At 48.0% G+C, this 19,835-nt stretch carries 19 protein-coding genes; 11 read left to right on the top strand and 8 right to left on the bottom strand.

Annotated elements, in window-relative coordinates:
* Positions 1 to 97: 97 nt before the first annotated feature.
* The 5 genes from PAEAM_RS13100 to PAEAM_RS13120 all read left to right on the top strand — a co-directional run bounded on the left by PAEAM_RS13100 (position 98) and on the right by PAEAM_RS13120 (position 5,625).
* Positions 98 to 1,393 (top strand): ABC transporter substrate-binding protein, encoded by a 1,296-nt coding sequence (locus PAEAM_RS13100; protein ID WP_100527822.1) that lies wholly within the window; start codon positions 98 to 100, stop codon positions 1,391 to 1,393.
* Positions 1,394 to 1,423: 30 nt separating this feature from the next.
* Positions 1,424 to 2,125, top strand: coding sequence for a hypothetical protein (locus PAEAM_RS13105; protein ID WP_100527823.1), 702 nt, complete (start codon positions 1,424 to 1,426; stop codon positions 2,123 to 2,125).
* Positions 2,126 to 2,476: 351 nt separating this feature from the next.
* Positions 2,477 to 3,391 carry a carbohydrate ABC transporter permease gene (locus PAEAM_RS13110; RefSeq protein ID WP_100527824.1) on the top strand — a complete coding sequence of 305 codons (915 nt, stop codon included), beginning with the start codon at positions 2,477 to 2,479 and terminating at the stop codon, positions 3,389 to 3,391.
* Positions 3,375 to 4,229, top strand: a complete 855-nt coding sequence (locus PAEAM_RS13115; RefSeq protein ID WP_017691040.1) for a carbohydrate ABC transporter permease — start codon at positions 3,375 to 3,377, stop codon at positions 4,227 to 4,229. The genes PAEAM_RS13110 and PAEAM_RS13115 overlap by 17 nt, the downstream gene beginning before the upstream one ends.
* A 58-nt stretch (positions 4,230 to 4,287) precedes the next feature.
* On the top strand, positions 4,288 to 5,625 hold the full coding sequence (locus tag PAEAM_RS13120; RefSeq protein WP_100527837.1) for an FAD-dependent oxidoreductase: 1,338 nt from the start codon (positions 4,288 to 4,290) through the stop codon (positions 5,623 to 5,625).
* Between the two features lie 397 nt (positions 5,626 to 6,022).
* Here the strand turns inward: PAEAM_RS13120 and PAEAM_RS13125 are convergent, their stop codons facing one another.
* The 4 genes from PAEAM_RS13125 to PAEAM_RS13140 form a co-directional block, all read right to left on the bottom strand.
* Positions 6,023 to 6,673 (bottom strand): amino acid ABC transporter permease, encoded by a 651-nt coding sequence (locus tag PAEAM_RS13125; protein WP_100527825.1) that lies wholly within the window; start codon positions 6,671 to 6,673, stop codon positions 6,023 to 6,025.
* A gap of 111 nt (positions 6,674 to 6,784) precedes the next feature.
* Positions 6,785 to 7,507 carry an amino acid ABC transporter permease gene (locus tag PAEAM_RS13130; RefSeq protein ID WP_036616642.1) on the bottom strand — a complete coding sequence of 241 codons (723 nt, stop codon included), beginning with the start codon at positions 7,505 to 7,507 and terminating at the stop codon, positions 6,785 to 6,787.
* Between the two features lie 101 nt (positions 7,508 to 7,608).
* A complete protein-coding gene (locus tag PAEAM_RS13135) occupies positions 7,609 to 8,442 on the bottom strand; it encodes a transporter substrate-binding domain-containing protein (RefSeq protein ID WP_100527826.1) in 834 nt (277 codons plus the stop codon).
* Positions 8,443 to 8,482: 40 nt separating this feature from the next.
* Positions 8,483 to 9,211 carry an amino acid ABC transporter ATP-binding protein gene (locus PAEAM_RS13140; protein WP_051449904.1) on the bottom strand — a complete coding sequence of 243 codons (729 nt, stop codon included), beginning with the start codon at positions 9,209 to 9,211 and terminating at the stop codon, positions 8,483 to 8,485.
* A 480-nt stretch (positions 9,212 to 9,691) separates the two neighbouring features.
* Here PAEAM_RS13140 and PAEAM_RS13145 point away from each other — a divergent pair, with 480 nt between their 5' ends.
* A complete protein-coding gene (locus tag PAEAM_RS13145; protein ID WP_100527827.1) occupies positions 9,692 to 11,305 on the top strand; it encodes a glycoside hydrolase family 28 protein in 1,614 nt (537 codons plus the stop codon).
* 150 nt (positions 11,306 to 11,455) lie between these two features.
* On the opposite strand, the gene PAEAM_RS13150 is transcribed toward PAEAM_RS13145, so the two are convergent.
* Complete coding sequence (locus PAEAM_RS13150) at positions 11,456 to 12,307, bottom strand: AraC family transcriptional regulator (protein ID WP_036616653.1); 852 nt, start codon at positions 12,305 to 12,307, stop codon at positions 11,456 to 11,458.
* 257 nt (positions 12,308 to 12,564) lie between these two features.
* Between PAEAM_RS13150 and PAEAM_RS13155 the strand changes: the two genes are divergently transcribed.
* Positions 12,565 to 13,026, top strand: coding sequence for a cupin domain-containing protein (locus PAEAM_RS13155; protein WP_017691032.1), 462 nt, complete (start codon positions 12,565 to 12,567; stop codon positions 13,024 to 13,026).
* A gap of 150 nt (positions 13,027 to 13,176) precedes the next feature.
* Here the strand turns inward: PAEAM_RS13155 and PAEAM_RS13160 are convergent, their stop codons facing one another.
* The 3 genes from PAEAM_RS13160 to PAEAM_RS13170 all read right to left on the bottom strand — a co-directional run bounded on the left by PAEAM_RS13160 (position 13,177) and on the right by PAEAM_RS13170 (position 15,646).
* Positions 13,177 to 14,028 carry a DUF4179 domain-containing protein gene (locus PAEAM_RS13160; RefSeq protein WP_100527828.1) on the bottom strand — a complete coding sequence of 284 codons (852 nt, stop codon included), beginning with the start codon at positions 14,026 to 14,028 and terminating at the stop codon, positions 13,177 to 13,179.
* Positions 14,025 to 14,543 (bottom strand): sigma-70 family RNA polymerase sigma factor, encoded by a 519-nt coding sequence (locus PAEAM_RS13165; protein ID WP_100527829.1) that lies wholly within the window; start codon positions 14,541 to 14,543, stop codon positions 14,025 to 14,027. The genes PAEAM_RS13160 and PAEAM_RS13165 overlap by 4 nt, the downstream gene beginning before the upstream one ends.
* Positions 14,544 to 14,818: 275 nt before the next feature.
* The gene (locus tag PAEAM_RS13170; protein ID WP_100527830.1) at positions 14,819 to 15,646 is read right to left on the bottom strand and encodes an aldo/keto reductase; all 828 of its coding nucleotides are present in this window, start codon (positions 15,644 to 15,646) and stop codon (positions 14,819 to 14,821) included.
* A gap of 333 nt (positions 15,647 to 15,979) precedes the next feature.
* On the opposite strand from PAEAM_RS13170, the gene PAEAM_RS13175 reads away from it, so the two are divergent.
* The 4 genes from PAEAM_RS13175 (at position 15,980) to PAEAM_RS13190 (ending at position 19,551) form a co-directional block, all read left to right on the top strand.
* Positions 15,980 to 17,236 (top strand): DUF445 domain-containing protein, encoded by a 1,257-nt coding sequence (locus PAEAM_RS13175; RefSeq protein ID WP_100527831.1) that lies wholly within the window; start codon positions 15,980 to 15,982, stop codon positions 17,234 to 17,236.
* A gap of 353 nt (positions 17,237 to 17,589) precedes the next feature.
* Entirely contained in the window at positions 17,590 to 17,871 is a 282-nt protein-coding gene (locus tag PAEAM_RS13180) for a hypothetical protein (protein WP_100527832.1), read from the top strand.
* Positions 17,872 to 17,886: 15 nt separating this feature from the next.
* Entirely contained in the window at positions 17,887 to 19,227 is a 1,341-nt protein-coding gene (locus PAEAM_RS13185; protein WP_243391342.1) for a Tle-like phospholipase domain-containing protein, read from the top strand.
* Between the two features lie 15 nt (positions 19,228 to 19,242).
* Complete coding sequence (locus tag PAEAM_RS13190; protein ID WP_243391343.1) at positions 19,243 to 19,551, top strand: hypothetical protein; 309 nt, start codon at positions 19,243 to 19,245, stop codon at positions 19,549 to 19,551.
* The last annotated feature ends 284 nt before the right edge of the window (positions 19,552 to 19,835 follow it).

The following is a 19,835-nucleotide window of genomic DNA, read 5'->3' on the forward strand; positions in this document are numbered from 1 at the left end:
ATACCATTTCTGTAGTTGACGTGATTTAAGGGGGAACAATGCTTTCGTTATACTTTGGTTGCACATGTATACCACGACGTCCATAAGGGGGATTTCCATGAAAAAAGCAGGACTGATACTGGTGTTTATATTCATGATGATGGCTTCAATCGCGTGCACAAGCTCCAATTCCGGCAGTGAATCTGGCAGTTCAAGCGGAGAGAATGGAGAGGTCGAGCTGAAGTTCATGATGTGGGGCAATCAGGCGCATATGGATGTATACAACAAGTTGATCGATGACTTCACAAAGGAAAATCCAGGCATCAAAGTAACGATGGAATCCGTACCTTTCGCAGAATACCAGCAAAAAATTTCGGTGCTTGCCGCCGGAGGCTCCCTTCCCGATCTCGCCTGGGTATCGGAGCGAATGGTGCCACAATTCAAGTCCAACCACATTCTGGCCGATGTATCCGAGTTCAAGGAAGATGCACAGTTTAAGCTGGATGATTATATTCCAAGTACGCTTGATCTGTTCCGTGATGGCGATCAACTGCTGGGACTACCTTTTTCTACACCTCCGGTGGTCATGTTTTACAATAAAACGCTGTTCGACCAAGCCGGTCTGACTGATCCAAACAGACTTGCCACCCAAGGAAAATGGACATGGGAGCAGTTCGAAGAGTCCGCCAAAGCCATTACCAGCAAGGATGCGACTAACCGAATCTATGGTGCCAACTTTTTTCGCGATTGGAAGACCTGGGCGGTGCTTTCTTCCTACTCCTGGTCCAATGGAAGTGGTCCATTCGACGAAGGCATGACAACGTTCACCTGGAACGATGCCTATGGCGTACAGACCTTTGAATTACTGGAACGCATGATGTTCACCGATGAATCACACCCGAAGGCGGGCGAACAGGTCAGCTTTGATGCGGGTAATGTGGGCATGTTCTTTGATAATTACAGCTATGTTTCCAAAGCAAGAGAAATTACGGATTTTGAATGGAGCATCGCGCCTATGCCTTCCGGTTCTCAAGGCAGTGTGCCGATGCTGGGGCAGGCCGGATATGCCATGTTCAACGACAGTAAACATCCAGAGGAAACGAAGAAACTGTTGAAGTATTTTGCCAGTGAGCAGGGGATTCAGGCGACAGCCACCTACTTTGTGCCTCCGCGTACCTCTGTTCTGAACTCAGATGCATTCATTCTTCAGCCGAATAATCCGAGCAAAGAGCATATCGTGCAGGCGGTCATTGATGAAATGCCAAAAGCGCGCTTAATCCCCGGTCATATCCGTTGGCAGGATATCGACAATGCGGTATTGCAGGGATTTGACCGACTGTTTGCCCGGACGGCGACAGCTGAGGATAACCTGAAACAGATGCAGAAAGAGATCCAAAGCGTGTTGCAACCCTAAATCATTCGATCGAAACCGGAGGTGAGAACGATGGGCAAATTCAAAGAATTACTTGAACAGAAACCGCTGTCGCTGGTGGTCAGCCTGCCTGAGAATGATATTGGTTTGGCTCGGGCAGCTATGGAAGAGGGCGCTGATGCACTGAAGGTACATTATAATGTCGGTCATCGCGCCAGCGGGAATCATTTTGGTCCATTGGACATGTACGCCGAGGTGTTTCGGGCGATCCGCAGTGAGTTTGGTGGCCCGCTTGGGGTTGTACCTTCTGGCAGTATTGATGGAGCACAAAGGGAGGATGTGGAGCGTCTTGGTGGGCTGGGCTTTGATTTCTATTCCATCTATGCACATCACTTGCCATCTTTCATGCTGAGTGACTTGGGGCTGGACCCAACGTTTGCGATCAATGAGGAATATGATGCTTCCCTCGTAACATCGGCAGCTCACTTCGGCTTCACCGCTCTGGAGGCATCCATTGTACCTGGAAAAGAATATGGTACACCGCTAAGCTTCGCGGATGTACTCAAGTATCGCCGTCTGGTCTTGCAAGCCCAGGTACCGGTATTGGTTCCTTCCCAGCGAAAGCTGGTGCCGGAGGATGTTCGGGTGCTGTGCGATACCGGGGTCAAAGCAATTATGCTTGGGGCGGTCGTGACTGGCAACACGGAGGAACAGCTGCGAAGGGCTGTGAAAGGGTTCCGCAATGCGATCGACAGTCTGAACCGTCCGGATTAATCCGTTGAAAGTCACGTGAATCATGGGGGACACCCATGTTAGCATTCATTTGTTCTAACGAATCGAGGACATGTTATTCGCGCCCATTTGTACAGATCTGAAGTTTAAGGAATCAGAGAGAAGTTATTTCGTCCATTTGGTCGATTTTTAAAGTTCTGGTGACATTTTATAGAGATATAAGATGACTGAGATTCGTTACCCGGTGCATTCTTTAAAAATCTGCCTTATAAGATGCGGTAGATTCGTCAGCGCTTGGAGCGAGGGAGATCATTCCTTTTGAGACAGCACCTTATATAGAATCGTCGCAGAGTTCAGCTTCGGAGGAAATTTGATTAAAAGGGGGAGGCCTGATTGACCCATTCACGCAAGCGCAAAAGAGGGGGGCCGCTCGCCAGAGAGGCCCAGATCGCGGGGTGGCTGTTTGTATCGCCGATGGTGCTTGGGTTTACCCTGCTGCTGTTATTTCCCATGGGTCTCGCGTTATATATGAGCCTGACCGATTGGCCGCTGCTGGGGGACCATCATTTTATTGGATTGGAGAATTACCGGAATATTATGACAGACGCGATGTTCTGGAAAGTGCTTGCCAATACGGTCTATTTCACAGTGGGGCTGGTGCCGCTTAATATTGTGCTCGCTCTGCTGCTCGCGTTGCTGCTATCCAGAAATCTGCGGGGCATCGGAATTTTCCGAACAGCGATCTTTGTTCCGGTCATGACCTCGTTGATCGTATGGGCCATCGTGTGGAAGCTGATGTATGCGACAGAGTCTGGATTGATTAATCAGCTTCTGTTGATGCTGGGCATCAAAGGTCCGGCCTGGCTTTACAATCCGGATCTGGCAATGCCAGCGATTATTGTGACAAGTGTGCTGAAAAATGTCGGTCTGAACATGGTGCTGTTCATAGCAGCCATTCAGCAGGTACCGCGTTCGCTGTACGAAGCGGCAACATTAGACGGGGCGGGCAAGAGGGGAACTTTCTTTCACGTCACACTGCCCATGATCACGCCAACCGTGTTTTTGACCGTAGTCATGACCGTGATTGGTTCACTCAAAGTATTCGGGCAGATCTATGTGATGACACAGGGCGGGCCGAGCAACAGCACCAAGGTATTGGTTTATTATATCTGGGAAAAAGCATTCAAATTATTTCAGTTTGGCTATGCTTCTGCTCTCGCATATGTACTGTTCTTTATCGTGCTAATTCTGACGCTGCTGCAATGGCAGCTCCGAAAGAGGTGGGTATTCAATGAAGGCGATGCCTAGTCCTTCGGGGCGGAAGATAGGTAGTACTCTGGGGACGTATTTGTTGCTGACCCTGATTTCCCTCATTATGATTGTGCCATTTATCTGGATGATATCAACATCATTCAAGGAACCCCAGAGCATATTCACCTATCCACCACAGTGGATACCGGAACCATTCCGATTTCAGAACTACATCGATGTCTTTCGATTGATTCCGTTTCACCGTTTTTATTGGAACAGTATCTACATTTCTGCGTTGGTTGTGCTGGGAACAGTATTTTTTGCCTCTCTCGCCGGTTATGCATTCGCTAAAATTCCGTTTAAAGGACGTAATGTGGTATTTCTCATCCTGCTAAGTGCGATGATGATCCCCCATGAGGTGACGGCGATACCGATGTTTCTGTTCATGCGGCAACTGGGGTGGATTGATACCCATCTTCCGCTGATATTATTGCCGATCTTTGGCGCGGGTGGTGTGTTTGGCATCTTTGTGATGCGGCAGTTCTTCATTACGGTGCCAACGGAACTGGAAGAAGCGGCGATGATTGATGGTTGCAACCGATTCCGGATATATGCGCGAATTATGCTGCCCATTGCCAAGCCGGGTATGGCTACGCTGACGATCTTCACGTTTGTGACGATCTGGAATGAGTTTTTTGATCCGTTAATCTTCATTAACTCGCGTGATCTAATGACGCTGCCGCTTGGATTATCCCTGTTTACAGATGAAGTGGGTACAGCCTGGCAATATCTGATGAGCGCCACCGTCATGGCAACCTTGCCACTGTTAATTGTTTTTTTTCTGGCACAGCGGCGCTTCATTGAAGGGGTTGCCATGACGGGACTGAAAGAGTAAGCCGTGTAATACGTGCAATAGAACGAAGGAGGGACAACATTTGCGTGAACGGATGAGCATGAAAAAGGAAGAAGCAGATGTCGTTATTGTGGGAGGGGGCCCTGCGGGTATAGCGGCAGCTATTGCGGCTGGACGGCAGGGGATACGAACAGTGCTGGTGGAGCGATATGGATTCGTTGGCGGGATGTCAACCGCTGCTATGGTTTATCCTTGGATGACTTTCCACACAGAGCGCGGTGAGCAGGTCATTAAAGGTATTGCGCAGGAGATTGTGGATCGTTTGCAGGCACGTGGCGGCTCCCCAGGGCATCTGCGCGATACGGTTGGATTTGTGCACACCGTCACGCCGTACCATCCAGCCATCTTTCAGGTGGTTGCAGCAGAGATGTTGCAGGAGGCTGGTGTCCGGCTGTTATTGCACAGCTTTGTGGACGAGGTGGTCATTGTAGAGGATCGGGTGGAAGCGGTGCAAGTGACCAACAAATCTGGAAGAATGGAATTCCAGGCGAATGTATTTGTGGATTCAAGCGGTGATGCGGATCTGGCTTATCTTGCGGGTGCTTCTGTGGCAAAGGGACGAGACGGAGACCATCAGTCACAGCCGATGACCATGAAATTCCGCATGCGTGGTGTCGATCTTGGACGAGTGAAACGATATATGCTGGAGCACCCGGAGGATTTCTATGTGAAAACTCCCTTTGCTGAACTGGACAGCATTCCGTTAACCGGGGTGAGTGGGTTCTATTCTCAGTGGAAAAAAGCAGGTGTGCCGATTAATCGCGACCAGGTGTTGTTTTTTACCGGACCGGCAGAGGATGAAGTGCTGATTAATTGTACGCGGGTGCAGGGACTTGATGCGACAGATGCCGAGGATCTGACTTCTGCGGAACAGGAAGGCCGGAAGCAGGTGCTGATGATTGCTGAGTTTTTGCAGCGTGATGTGCCTGGATTCGAACGGGCTTCGATCTCGGCAGTAGCACCGCAGATTGGTATCCGTGAATCCAGGCGAATTATTGGGCAGTATGCATTGACACAAGCGGATGTAGTTGCAGGACGGAAATTTGACGATGTGATTGCCAGAAGCGGTTATCCGATTGATATTCATGACCCTTCGGGTCAAGGTGTTGTGGCTGCCTTTATAGAGGGGGATGGGGCGTACGATATTCCGTATCGCTGTCTGATCTCTCGCAATATCCGCAATCTGCTGGCGGCAGGACGTTGCATCTCCACCACACATGAGGCGCATGCAACGACAAGATTGACTCCAAGCTGTATGGCTACCGGGGAGGCGGCAGGGACAGCGGCTGCACTAACAGTGAAGATGAAGCTGGACCCGGTGGAACTGCCGATCGCGCTGTTACAGGCGGAATTACGTCACAACGGAGCGGCGATCTAGCGGATGATCTGATTGTGGACGAATTGGGCGAATCATTAATAGTGGGAGTGGGTGTTTATTTAATTCGCGGTGGTGGCGTAAGTTTTAACGAACCTGAGGCGTCTAATTCGGGAATATAAGCTGAAATGAAAAATGTAACGAATCTCAGTGAAGCTATTTTACTCAAAACCCTGTAATAGGGGGTAAAAGCGGGGTGAATCGGAAAAATAGAGCGTCTACGATTCGTTAGATTAGGAAATGTCTCGAAAAAGGCTAAATAAGCTTCCCTCAGTTCGTTAGAAATTGGTGGGAAGCTCGTGAGTTGATGAGCATAACTGTAGCCCCAAAGACTCCAAATCCACTACATAGGTGGGTTTAGAGTCTTTGGGGCGCTTTCATGCCTTATTCTCTCTGATTATCAATTCATCCGTGCCTCAAGTCGTCTTGCGACAATGGATAGCGCGTAGTTGATGACAAAATACAATACGGCTGCGAGCAGCAGGGCCGGGATAATGTAATCGAAACTTTGACCGCCAAGGATCTGCACGTTGTGCATCAGTTCCGGCAGAGAGATGATGATCGCCAGTGAAGTATCCTTCAGTAGTGAGATGAATTGGCTGACCATCGGCGGGGACATGCGGCGTAGCGCCTGTGGCATGATGATTCCACCGAGGGTCTGCATGTAGCTCAGGCCCGAGGAGCGGGCAGCTTCCACCTGACCGCGCTCAACGGATTTCAGACCGCTACGGACGATCTCGGCGATCATCGCGCCTTCGAACAGACTCAGTCCAACAACTGTGGACCAGAAGACGGACATCTTAATCCCGAGCTGCGGAAGCACCATGTGGATGAAGAAAATGATGAGCAACAGCGGCAGATTCCGGATCGTATCCACGATCACCGCCACGATCTGTGACAGAACAGGGATATGGGTAAACCGGATCGTACCCAGCACAGTGCCGAACACAAAGCTGAATATAATGGATAGTCCTGCTACCTGCAGGGTAATCAGGAATCCTTGAAGCAGGAAACGAAGGTTGGGCCACGCATAGGCCCCGCTAAAGTCCATATTTTATTAGCCTCCTTCTGTATGCAGGAATGGAATATTGAAGATCAATAGATGAGGCATGGACAAGCCGATATATTTCCCTAAAAATCTGCGCAGGTACAAGTCAATCTGTTACATGGTAACCTGACCTGCCGGTTTGTTCTTTTTCGGTTTGCCCTTGGTGCTGCGCGCCTCTGCATCACTCTGTCCAAACCTGCGCTCCATATAATGCACCAGGAAGCTGAGTGGTAGCGTCAGCACCAGATAGAACAGCGCAACAATGGTGTACACACTTAGCGGTTGGAACGTATCCGAGTTAACCAGGTCGGCAAAATACATAAGATCCATACCGGCGACAACGGCAAGAATGGATGAGTTTTTGACCAAATTGATGAACTGGTTGCCGATGGAAGGCAACACAATTTTGATGGCCTGGGGCAAAATAATCAGGTTCATGGCCTGTACATAGGACAAGCCGGAAGACCTTGCTGCTTCCAGTTGTCCACGGGGCACGGTCTGAATGCCCGCTCGGATCGCTTCGGCAATGAAAGCGGCGGTGTAGATGGTCAAACCCAGAGTACCGGAGACAAATCCATCCAGCGAGATGCCTAGTGCAGGCAGTCCAAGATAGAAGAAAAACACAACCAGCAACAATGGGATGTTTCGGATAAATTCCACAAAAGCCGTGCCGATCCAGTTCAGGGGTTTCACAGGGGATATCCGAAAGATAGCCAGGATCGCGCCAAGGATAAAGCTGCCAATGAGAGCCATAATGCTCACTTGAATGGTATTCAGGAACCCTTCCAGAAAACGATCCGAGTGTCGCATTAGTACGCTGAAATCCAATGTGCCCATATAGGCGAAGCCTCCGTTCTCCAGATGTAGAAACGGCGATTACGTCTGCTCATGCTTCGCATCCAGCAGACGAATTCGCCGCTTACCTATCTTAATTCGGGTTACTCGGGCTTGGAGCCGAGCCATTTCTCATGTAAAGTGTCATATTCCCCGCTGTCTTTCAAGCTTTTGAGCAGCGTGTTGACTTCCTCCACGAAGGCAGTGTCACCTTTGCGAATGGCCATACCATAAGGTTCGCTTGTAAAATTGCCACCAACCAATTGGAAGCTGTTATCCGTCTGTTGCATACCGATGAGGATGATGTTATCTGTGGTCAGCGCTTCGCCTTTACCTGCTTTGAGAGCAGTGAATGCATCCTGATAGTTATCGAATTCAAGCACCTCAGCATCGGGGGCTTTCTCGCGAATATTCTGAGCGGATGTGGAACCTTTCACCGCGAGTACTTTTACCCCGCTGAGGCTTTCCAGGCCGGTAATCGCACTGTCGTTTTTCACCAGCAGGGATTGGCCTGCCTCGAAATAAACATCACTGAAATCGACCTGTTCCTTACGCTCATCCGTAATTGTCATCGTGGCGATGATGATGTCGATGTCTCCATTTTGCAGCATGGGAATACGCGTCTTGGAAGTGACCTCTTTCAGTTCAACCTTAGTCTCATCTCCAAGGATTTGTTTGGCGAGTGCTTTGGCGATATCAATATCGAACCCTTCAACGTTGCCACTTGCGGGATCTTTCAAGCCAAACAGCTTCGTATCGTATTTCACACCGGCAATGAGCTTGCCGCGTTCCTTAATCCGCTCAATCGTGCCTTTCGCCTCGGCGTCACCACTACCACCGCTCGTCGAAGGTGTATCTGTACCTGTGCTACAACCTGACAATACAAGGGAGAGAATGAGGACAAGCATAAATGATGGCCATTTCAATAATTTCTTCATGAATAAAAGACCCCTTTCAAAATGGAATAGTGGATTATTCTCAATGATGAATCAGACGGCTCAGGAATTGCTGTGCTCGTTCTTCTCTGGGGTTGTCAAAAAATTCAGCAGCGTTGGCCTCTTCAACAATTCGGCCTTCGTCCATGAAGATGACCCGGTCCGCAACTTCGCGGGCGAATCCCATCTCATGAGTAACAACGACCATGGTCATGCCATTATGGGCAAGGGAACGCATAACATCGAGGACTTCCCCGATCATCTCGGGATCGAGAGCAGAGGTAGGTTCGTCAAAAAGCATGATTTTGGGCTCCATGGCGAGTCCTCTGGCGATGGCTACCCGTTGCTGCTGTCCACCGGACAACTGGGAGGGATAACTGTCTGCTTTGTCGGCAATGCCCACCCGGGTCAGATACTTCATTGCTGTTGCGGCTGCCTGTTCTTTGGGTTGTTTGCGCACCTTCATGGGTGCAAGGGTAATGTTATCGATGACTTTTTTGTGAGGATAAAGATTGAAGTGTTGAAATACCATGCCGATGTCACGGCGGAAGAGGTTAATGTCCACCTTTTTCTGATGTAGAGGAATCCCACTGACGACAAGTTCACCTTCGGTAATGGTCTCCAGGCGGTTAATACAGCGGAGTAACGTGCTTTTGCCGGAGCCGGAAGGTCCGATAATGACGACGACTTCTCCTTCTTCAATGTGAAGATGGATATCCTTGAGGACATGAAAATGACCGAAATGTTTCTGGACACCCCTAAATTCAATCAAGAGTACACCCCATCCTTTCTGCAACGTCTGTGTGTAAAAGGAATAATAAGGAATAAATTGAAACTAGTTATTTAATCATACATAGTCATCCTGCTTATGGCAATTGGTTTGTGATAAAACATGACATAAGTAATGGGTTCCCTAGGGCTATAGCCAGAAAATATGTTATATATCTGTCATGTTATTAAATGCCTTGTGACGAATCCTGACAGAAAAATGAATCTATTCTCCTAGTTTCTTTCCAACCTTTGGAATAGTTGTATATAGTATACTGAAAGTGGTGTTTGATTTATGACTCTGATTAACAAAACAAATAGCATCAAGTTCCACGTGTACATGGCAAGAAAGCTCAACCCTACACGTCATGCCATTGATATGATGGAGTGAGAGAGCGTCCGTTTGAACGTTAAGTAAGGAAAGTAAAAGCGATGTATTGATCCCATAACAATTCCATTAATGTAGAGAGGATGATTCTGCACGATGAATACATATCACTCCCCAATGTCGACAGGAGCAAGTGCCCAGTCCGATGTTCGAGCTTATGAAGCTAATTTGCCTGTCATTCCTGCTCAGGATTTTCAGCTTACAGACTATGGAGCTGTTGGAGACGGTGTAACAGATAATACGGAGATGTTCCGACTTGCCATCGCTTCATGTGCTGAAGCAGGAGGTGGCAGAATCGTAATTCCTGCCGGGGTATGGCTCACAGGCCCGATTGTAATGCGCAGCCGTATCGAACTACATGTGGAAGCAGGGGCACTGGTTACGTTTAGCCGAAATTTTGATCAATACCCATTAATTGCATCAAGCTTCGAAGGATGGCAGGTGGTCCGTTGCCAATCCCCGATCGATGGTGATCAACTGGAGGATATTGCGATTACTGGTGAGGGGATATGGGATGGTGGCGGTGAAGCGTGGCGCCCGGTGAAACGCTCCAAAATGACCACTTCACAATGGAACCAATTGGTCGCTTCCGGTGGTGTTGTAGAGCAATCCGGCGGAGATGAAGAAATCTGGTGGCCTACCACAGCTGCACTTGAGGGCGGCACCATTGCAAATCGATTGCATCAGGAGCAGGTACGTGATGTCGCTGCCTATGAAGAAGTCAGAGACTTTTTACGCCCCAACATGGTAAGTTTGCGCAGATGCAAACGGGTATTGCTGGACGGTCCAACGTTCCAGAACTCGCCTGCATGGAATCTCCATCCCTGGGCGTCTGAGCATGTCACCATTCGTAACGTGAGTGTGCGGAATCCGTGGTTTTCTCAGAATGGAGATGGGCTGGACGTTGAATCCTGCCGTCATGTGGTGGTGGAGAATAGTGTATTCGATGTCGGTGATGATGCGATCTGTCTGAAATCAGGCAAGGATGCCGAAGGCCGTGAACTGGGTCTTCCATCGGAGTTCATCACCGTTCGGGATTGCACGGTGTATCACGGTCATGGCGGGTTTGTCATTGGCAGTGAAATGTCCGGTGGTGTGCGGCATGTGCGTGTGTCGGATTGTACGTTTATCGGAACGGACATTGGACTTCGCTTCAAAAGCGCACGTGGGCGCGGCGGAGTGGTTGAGGACATTCAGATTGAGCGCATATATATGAAAGATATCATTATGGAAGCGATCTCGTTTTCCTTTTTCTATGCAAATCAGGAAGGGTCTGCCCGGGGCAGTGATCTATCTCAGGAGATTAGCGAAGAGACGCCAGTGTTCCGAGATATTCGAATATCGGATGTGGTCTGTGCCGGTGCCGACACTGCGTTGCTTGTGAGTGGATTGCCGGAACAGCCTTTGGATGGGGTGATCATCCAGCGTTACAACGTGCAAGCTCGCAATGGTATCCAATGTGCTCATGCAAAACATCTGCATATCGCTGAATTGAAGGCGCAGATCACTGAAGGTCCGCTGGTTCATTTGCACCAGTGCAAAGGGGCAGAATTAGAGAGCATTCAGGGCAAAGGTGCAGATGGCCGACTTCTGATGGTGACCGGACACGAGTCCGCAGGCATTGTATGTCGTGAAGGCGATGCTGACACAGAAGGTCGTCAGATATCTGTGGGTCCCGAGGTGCGAAGTGGCGTGATCATTCGCAGATAAAAAGTATGTAGTAGGGTTATACAATTTGGTCCAATTCAGCCGTAGTGGTGCAGCCATGATCCAGTAATCGTGATGCCTTTTGATATAAGGAATGCGTAATCTCTGGAGCGAGGCTACCCACTCGGCTTTTATATGAAGTTATCTGATGATCTACCGGTGTTCCTTACGATAGCGCAGCGGTGTTGTACCGGTAACCTGTTTGAATGTTTTGTTAAAATGAGCCGTATGTTCAAATCCTACCTTCTCAGCGATCATCTGGACACGCTCTTGTGTGGACAGTAATCTTCGTTGTGCTTCCCGGACACGAACAACACGCAAATATTCGCTAAATCGAAACCCGGTAAACCGGCTGAACATTCGGCTCAGATAGGATGGACTGATATAAAAACGATTGGCTGCACCCTCCAATGTAAGTGGTTCGGTATAGTTTTTATTCACATAAGTGACAATTTCACTGATTTTGTCCTGCATCGGATGCAAGGGACCGGGGCATGACTGCCGGATGTCCTCCTCTACCCGATGGATACGGATCAAAAGTTGGGCAAGCAGACTTCTTACGGCGATCTCATAGTGAGGGCGTCGCTCTTTGCATTCTTGCAGCATCTGCCACAATATACGCTCCATCTCGGGCTGTTCCGCTTCAGGCAGGCGAAGGAGTCTTGAACAATTAAAAGGCAGCAGACCACATATGCCAAGTTCCATCCCCGTTGCAAAAGCAGGAGAAAAACCGATTAATATCCGTTCGAAGCCGGGAATACTTCCTTTGGAGGTGGTATGTACATCGTGTGGATTAATCAGAATAAAATCACCCTTGCGGGCGGACAGAATCTGACCATTCATGGAATACACTCGTTCACCTTCAAGTAAGTAATACAGTTCGTAGAATGGATGAGCGTGAGGTTGTGGCATACCATTTCCATCATGTCTGCGCATATGTTCAATGGTAAATGAATGTTCACCGATTCGGTATTTGGGTCCAATCCGATCCTCTATGAGACTCATGGTACAGCTCCCCTCTGCTTCGCGGATTAACAACGATATCCATATCATAACGGAACATCCATCTTTTTGTAAACGCTATCATTGGAAATGAAATATTTCTTTAATCTTATCGTTAAATACCGAGAGAACGAATCTGGCATGGCCCATATGTGCTGTCAAGGTGACAAAACTTGAATGATGTTTTAGAGTAGGGGGAGAGAGGCGAAACTCTGGTTAAGGAGTGTCTCCAATATGATTTGGAAGGAAGGAAACAGGTTATGACGACACATGAATTATCGCCATTGGTTGCTGCGCTCAATATGCAGCCTCACGTTGAAGGCGGTTGGTATAAGGAAGAATGGAAGGCATCTTATCAGATTCCACAGTCCGTTCTGCCGGATACATACTCCGGCCCACGATTCTCGGCAAGTTCCACGTATTTCCTGCTACACGCACATGAAATCTCCGAGTGGCATACAGTTCTGTCCGATGAACTTTGGCTGTGGCACAGCGGCAGTCCGGTTGAACTGAAGCTGGGCGGCAACGGGGAGAACCCGGAGAACGAGGAAGTTCTTGTTCTGGGGATGGATATTGCTGCGGGGCAATCACCACAGGTGCTCGTTCCTGCCGGCGTATGGCAGACAGCGCGCCCACTGGGCGATGAGCCTGTACTGGTAACTTGCGTAGTAGCGCCAGGTTTCCACTTTGATGATTTCAAGCTGGTATCCAAAAGCGAATAGGTTTTAATATGTGAAAATCCCGATCCGAGATGCTCAGTGCATCCGAATCGGGATTTTTTTGGATCGAGCGTATTAAATATGCTGAGGTCTATGCCCAGTTCAGGGATGTAGGATTCCTTTTAGATCAGCATCACTTTTGGCAATAACTAATCACTTCGGATTCTCGTTACTCATCCAGCTGTCCACATAAAACTCCTCATGATAATCCGGTTGCTGAGCGAGTTCTTTGAGCTTCTGTTCAGCTTCTTCAGCGGTAAGATATTCTCCAATAACTGCTGTAAACTCACCAGTGGACGTTTTGAGGAAAGAGATGTCCTCATCCGGATAGGATTCTTTAATTATACCCATCGATTCTCCAAAAGGCATTGATTCTGTACGGAGAGAGTATACCTTCCGAGGTGTGACCGGTTTGCCGTCGGAAGTGAGTTTCACTTCCAGGTATCCAGGGTTCTTGAATTCCGCTACGGCATACTGTACCCCTTCTTTTAAAACAACTACGAATCCGACGGAAGAGTCGTCTAAAATCATGGAACCATAAACATCTTTCACTAAAGGCTGGGTCATGAAGTCGGCTTTTACTTTCTTTATATCCATGTAACGTGCACCGCTAAAAGTGAAGAGGATACGATTCGGTGCTTCTTTGTGTACCACATTATAATGGGGTGCATCATTAGTCTGATCTTGCTCGTCGGTGCTAAAATTGATTTTAAGCGTATTTTCGGTTGCTTCCGATCCCACAGTTACTCCATCTGTAACTTTGCCTCCATCGCCAAATTGCAACACCTGAACAATAGAGCCGACCACAGGTATTTTGGACATGGCGTTTGCTACGGAAGGGATGTTTACCACGAAGAGAAAAGCAGCACATGCCGCTATGACTGAGGCATAACGAATCATTCGAGATGAATTCTTGCGAGCAGTGGCTCTTTTCTGTGCATGATGAATAACGTCAGTAAGTTGAGCAGGGATTTCAATATTTTCGTAACGATCTTTTCCTGTCATACGTTCTCAACCTCTCCTTCAATTAAATCCATTTTTAATTTGTTGATAATCCGATAGAATTTTGACTTAACGGTATTCTCCGACAGGGAGAGCACTTCAGCGATCTCCCGGAAACGCATATTACCAAAGAACTTTAATATAATATAGGCTCTATCTTCGGGCACGAGTCGATCCAGTGCGTCATATAGATCCATTTTTTCTTCTAGCGACGCCCCTCGCTCTGGAGCTAAAAACTCCTGCACATGATCCTCTATATAGGTCACTCGCTGGTTGCGTCGAATATGATCTATCGCTGTGTTAATCACAATTCGTGACATCCAGGAATCAAAATAAGTCATGGACTCCATCTTTCCATAAGCGATGTACCCTTTATAGACCGCTTCGGATACGATATCCAGCGCTTCTTGTTCATTTTTAACATAGCAGTATGCCAGTCGATATAATTTATTTTGAATCTCTGTTATTTTTTCGCTGAACTGTTCTTCTTTTGTCTTTCTATGGTTCAGTCTAATCACTCCTGATCCCCCCTGATCAACCTAAATATTCAAGTCACCGCTCGTTCCAGGCCTGGATTCTATATAAGTGCTTGAGTTCGCTTGACACTTGTTAGACTGATGAGGAGAAGAAATAGTTCTAAACGGTCAAAAAAACTTTTATTCTTTCGGCCCTGAAGAGGATAACGAGCCTCGCCTCCATTCTTAACATAGAATAATTTGCCTATAACATCACATGCCAAAACACCCGCTCTTCTAAGATCGAAGGCGGGTGTAATCGAATTTATCTGCTTATATTAGAAGTTAAAGTTGTCTGGATCAGAACCAAAGCGTTTGTTCTCGTTCAGGCCGTTAATCTGCTCTATTTCTTCCGAAGTTAGCTCAAAATCGTAGAGATCGGCATTCGCGTGAATACGCTCAGGCGTAACGGATTTTGGTATCGTCACGATGCCGTTCTGTAGATCCCAGCGCAGAATTACTTGTGCGGGGGACTTGCTGTATTTGGCGGCGATATCCTTCAGCAACGGATGATCCATCAGATGACCTTGTCCGAGTGGAGACCAGGCTTCGATCTGAATCTGATGTTTGTTGCAGTACTCACGAAGCTCTGACTGAGTCAGTAGTGGATGAAGCTCCACCTGATTAACCGCTGGTTTGATCGTGGCATCGATCATCAAGTCTTCCAGATGGTGAATCTGGAAGTTGCTCACACCGATCGCGCGGATGCGTCCTTCTTTATGGAGTTTCTCCAGCGCTCGCCATGTGTCTTTGTACTTGCCCTTAACCGGCCAGTGGATAAGATAGAGATCCAGGTACTCCAGTTCGAGTCGTTCCATGCTGGCTTCGAAGGCAGCCAGCGTGGATTCATATCCCTGATCACTATTCCATACTTTAGTGGTAATGAACAGATCCTCACGAGCTACTCCAGATTCACGAATACCCTGAGCGACACCTATTTCGTTGTTATACGCTTTGGCAGTGTCGATGCTGCGATAACCAGCTTGAATGGCTGTTTTGACAGCATGAACGACTTCGTCTCCGTCTTTAACTTTGAATACCCCAAAACCCAGCCATGGCATTTTGACTCCGTTATAGAGCGTGGTTGTGTCCTGCACGTGTTTCATGGTCCGAAATTCCTCCTCTTATTGATTCATTGTTCCAATATGTAATTACCCTGCTGTTCAGCAGCCAATCGATATCGAAGGGCCGTCTTGAATGATTATACTAAAATCTTCCTGGTCTTGGTAAAGGGAGTGATCCATTTTACGAAGTAAACGCCGCTATTATCCTTTTTCTTCAACCAGAGGTTTGGTTTTGACGCTTGTGGGTGATAAGATGAAGTATACGAAATATGGAAGCCAAGACTTTGTAATTGGAGAGTTTACATAAGAACAGACGAAGTACGGAATCGGGTATAGACCAGACCGTACGATTAACGATAAAGGAGCAAGAATACAATGGCTAAACCTAAACAAACCAAAAAAGCAGCTGCCTGGTCTCTCGTGGTCATGGGAGCAGGATTTGCTGCATCCTTGCCGTTCCAGGGCGTTCCTGTGGGCAAGTTGCTGGTAGGATCATTTGAAGCGGGACTCGTGGGTGGACTTGCGGACTGGTTCGCCGTTACCGCATTATTCCGTCACCCGCTCGGCATTCCCATTCCACACACGGCATTGCTGCCGAAAAATCGCGATAAAATGACGGAAGGTCTGGTCTCCGCAGTAGAGAATAACTTGCTCAACAAAGACAGCATTACCGAGAAAATTGCAGATTTCAAAGCAGCAGAGACGGTGCTCGAAACGTTGACCCGTGAGCTTCACAGTGACGGGATCAAGACGATGATTGATACGCTCTGCAAGCGAATTCTGGCTGGTCTGCCGTTAGAGCAGATTGCTCCGCTCGTGGCACGTGAGATCAAGTCACAAGCGGGCGCCTTTGATCTGGGTCCGATTCTGGAACGGGCTGCCCACCAGATGACAGAGCGGGGTTACGACGCCAAAGCGCTGGACTATGGACTGAAGCAAGCCGAGGAGTGGCTGGTTAAACCTGAGACGATCATGTTTTTGGGTGAAAGCGGCATGAAAGCCATCAGCGGCATTCAGATGAACGGATTGATGCAGTTTGCGATGAATGCGTTCCTGGGTTATATGAACGAGGAGCGTCTGGGTGGCATTTTGCAAGGATATCTCTTCGATCGGGTAGAGGATATGAAACGTGAAGGCAGCGCTCTAAGATACAAGGTGCTTGATATGGTACGTACCCAGACGGTGCGTTTGGCAATGAGTGAGGCTATGCAAGATGGAATCAACAGCTGGAAGAACAATATGTTGGAGGGCTGGAACGCAGAGGAAACGGTGCTGAACAAACTCACCGACCTGAGAGACAAGGCGCTCGCCGCGATGGAAGATGGACAGTATGTAGATACGTATGCACTGCCAGCCATTGAGCGGGTATTGGTTGATCTGCGGGCAGATGGCGAGTTGATGACAGGCATGAATGCCAAGATCGTAAATGGCGTCACAACACTGCTGGAGAAAAATCATTCCAAAATCGGTAAACTCGTACGCGAAAATGTGGACAAAATGGACAATGCCACTTTGGTTTCGATGATTGAGGATAAGGTTGGACAGGACCTGCAATGGATTCGGATCAACGGAGCCGTTACCGGATTTGTTATCGGGATTGCGCTGACTGCGCTGCAGATGGCATTGGCATAAAAGTAATGTATGTAAAAGGAGGGCCGCTCCTACGAGGAGCAGGCTCTTTTTGTCGTGGATGGGAAAATTATCATGTACTTGATGCAAGAATTAGGAAAGTGGGTAATGTACACCAAAGTGTCCTATTTGAATCATATAGGAAGAAAGTTACATGAAAACGATCCTGTTAGCCGATATGGCTCATGTTGATTTTGTACTATGATGCAGGTAACAGATGAATAGGGTGTACTTCACATATAGTGAATGCCTCGATTCTATCATGAGGGGGGATCCGTATTAAACGTGTAGGATGGTTGAAGGGTTTATTCACACTAATGATGGTGTTTACTATATTTTTGGGAGGTTGTCAGAACATGAACGCAAGTGAGAAGGAAGCTCTATACCAAGAAGCTGAAGCAACCGTTATTCAACACTTCAAGCAGAAGTTTGAACTGGATGTTGTGATTACAAGCAAAGAGTTGTTGCCGGAAATGGCAGTGTCCCAGATTGGGCTGAAAGGGCATGTGAAAGATCATGAAGATCAGAGCTTTGGCATTTCGTACGACTACAAAAAGAAAGTAACCAAGAACCTGGTCATTAGCCCTGAGATTGAGGAAGTGATGATGGCCAAGGGACATAATCCATACGACAAATAAAGGGAGGTGTAGTTATTGAGTAACGGGTCCAATATTGATGATGAAACGTATAAAACGATGTCTGATCTAGCCTACCAGGATCAAAAGGCTGGAGACAAATTAACGGAACTTCCCGGATGGGAGGTCCTTGAGGGGACGGAAAGTAACAAATTTTCCGGTTTTGATGCCGTCACATTTTATAATCCCGAGACCAAGGAAGCTGTCATTGCTTATCGTGGTACAGAAGGAAGTGCGTCCTTGGATCGCTCTGTACCTGACTTTGTCATGGATGGCCGCATTGGGGGCGGAGAGTTGATTCGTAAGGGTCAGCAGGAGGCCGGGAATTTTGTTAATAATCTTACGCCGGATTGGCTCGACAAAGGTGTCGAAGGTGTCAAAGACTTCACGGGCATATCCAAAGTGGAGGATTGGGCTGGTGACAGGGTAAGAGACGTGGAGAACTGGACGGGTGATCGCGTAAAGGATATTGAAAAAACCATTTCCCCTACAGGCTGGGCTAATCAGATGTATCAATCCGAAGACTACGCAAATCACATGCAGAACAAGCATAAGGATCTGAATTTCTCGATGACCGGACATTCCTTGGGCGGGGGAAATGCACAATATGCTTCTGCTTATACCGGAATTCCAGCCGTGACGTTTAGTGCACCATCTGTAATGGGTAATCTGACGCCAGAAATGCGGCGCCGGGCTGAATCGGGTGCATTTGACGGGCAGGTTGTGAACTATGCAAATCCCAGTGATCTGGTAGCCAGCGGAACGCTGGGAGGATATGACCGGCATGTGGGATCGACCTATTACATCAACTCCGATTATGACTCGGCGAATGACGGCGTGAGTATTATCGATAAAGCCAAGAACTCATTTGGCGGGGAGAACTATCACAGTCTGGATCAATATGATTTCAAAAATGGTTACATATCCAATGACCTGTACGATCCGATTACTGGAGAGAGAATCCGCTATTCACCACGCCTCATGGATCACATGGGACCGTTCAGCAAGAACTTAGGTCCGTTACGTTCCAAGTCTGGCGGCGGTGGAGGTATGGCTTCGGCTGCTGCGGCTTCAGGTCTGATTCAGGTAACGCCGGAAGAACTGAAAAGTGTCGCTTCGCGGTGGAAGCAAAATGCACAACAATGCAATGCCGAGCTAAACCAGGTACGAAGCCGCATGGCTCAATACCTGCATACAAGCCGCAGTCGCAGGCTGGAGCCGATTGTCACCCAACTGGACGCGTCGATTCAAGAACTTAGCACATGGCATATGAAACATACCAGCCAGTTCCTGAACTTTATTGATGAGAAAGCAGATGCCTTCCGGCAGGCGGACGAGAGTCCGATTCATTTTAATTAGGAACCAGGTTGGTTAATGTCGATATCACGTACATGGGGGAGGGGAACGCAAGTGGGTGGACAATTGCTGGTTGAATTAAATGATCTTCGAATTGCGGAAAAAGAACTGACACAGCTGCTTGCCCGTCTGCAAGCCGATGAACAGGAAGCGCGGGCGCTATACAGTCGCCTGAACGATTGGAAAGGCCAGTCCGCAGATCATACAAGACAGCAGATTGAAGAGTTTTTTGCGGGCCTGTCCAGACGTATTCAATCCATTGAACAGCAGAAGAAGAGCTTGCTGCAATATATTGAGATCATGATCCAGACGGATCAGGAACGCTAAAGAGTAGTAAGGCTGATGCTATATTGCGGATGGTAATCAGTGTGGATAAGGGTGTGACCGTGGAGCGGCATGATTAGTGCCTTAACCACGGATTGTAAAGAACATGGGTAGCCAATCAAAATGATGATAGCTAAAAAGCCTACGGCATATCGGGTTTGTGGTATTATCCCCTTTAAGTAGACATTTGAAAAAACCTTCATGTTATCATGAGGGTTCAAGTGACACTTGGAGGGGATATTTTTATGGCCAAAAAAGGACAAACATTTCACACGTATACCGAAGAA

Source organism: Paenibacillus sp. GM1FR (assembly GCF_002803315.1).
Taxonomy (GTDB): domain Bacteria; phylum Bacillota; class Bacilli; order Paenibacillales; family Paenibacillaceae; genus Paenibacillus; species Paenibacillus amylolyticus.

Coding starts and splice junctions, on each gene's coding strand:
- PAEAM_RS13130 (WP_036616642.1), bottom strand. CDS start 7,507: ATGGGCACATTGGATTTCAGCGTACTAATGCGACACTCGGATCGTTTT.
- PAEAM_RS13150 (WP_036616653.1), bottom strand. CDS start 12,307: ATGAGTCTCATAGAGGATCGGATTGGACCCAAATACCGAATCGGTGAA.
- PAEAM_RS13170 (WP_100527830.1), bottom strand. CDS start 15,646: ATGAAACACGTGCAGGACACAACCACGCTCTATAACGGAGTCAAAATG.
- PAEAM_RS13105 (WP_100527823.1), top strand. CDS start 1,424: ATGGGCAAATTCAAAGAATTACTTGAACAGAAACCGCTGTCGCTGGTG.
- PAEAM_RS13115 (WP_017691040.1), top strand. CDS start 3,375: ATGAAGGCGATGCCTAGTCCTTCGGGGCGGAAGATAGGTAGTACTCTG.
- PAEAM_RS13155 (WP_017691032.1), top strand. CDS start 12,565: ATGACGACACATGAATTATCGCCATTGGTTGCTGCGCTCAATATGCAG.
- PAEAM_RS13135 (WP_100527826.1), bottom strand. CDS start 8,442: ATGAAGAAATTATTGAAATGGCCATCATTTATGCTTGTCCTCATTCTC.
- PAEAM_RS13125 (WP_100527825.1), bottom strand. CDS start 6,673: ATGGACTTTAGCGGGGCCTATGCGTGGCCCAACCTTCGTTTCCTGCTT.
- PAEAM_RS13145 (WP_100527827.1), top strand. CDS start 9,692: ATGAATACATATCACTCCCCAATGTCGACAGGAGCAAGTGCCCAGTCC.
- PAEAM_RS13175 (WP_100527831.1), top strand. CDS start 15,980: ATGGCTAAACCTAAACAAACCAAAAAAGCAGCTGCCTGGTCTCTCGTG.
- PAEAM_RS13160 (WP_100527828.1), bottom strand. CDS start 14,028: ATGACAGGAAAAGATCGTTACGAAAATATTGAAATCCCTGCTCAACTT.
- PAEAM_RS13180 (WP_100527832.1), top strand. CDS start 17,590: ATGAACGCAAGTGAGAAGGAAGCTCTATACCAAGAAGCTGAAGCAACC.
- PAEAM_RS13100 (WP_100527822.1), top strand. CDS start 98: ATGAAAAAAGCAGGACTGATACTGGTGTTTATATTCATGATGATGGCT.
- PAEAM_RS13190 (WP_243391343.1), top strand. CDS start 19,243: ATGTCGATATCACGTACATGGGGGAGGGGAACGCAAGTGGGTGGACAA.
- PAEAM_RS13120 (WP_100527837.1), top strand. CDS start 4,288: ATGAAAAAGGAAGAAGCAGATGTCGTTATTGTGGGAGGGGGCCCTGCG.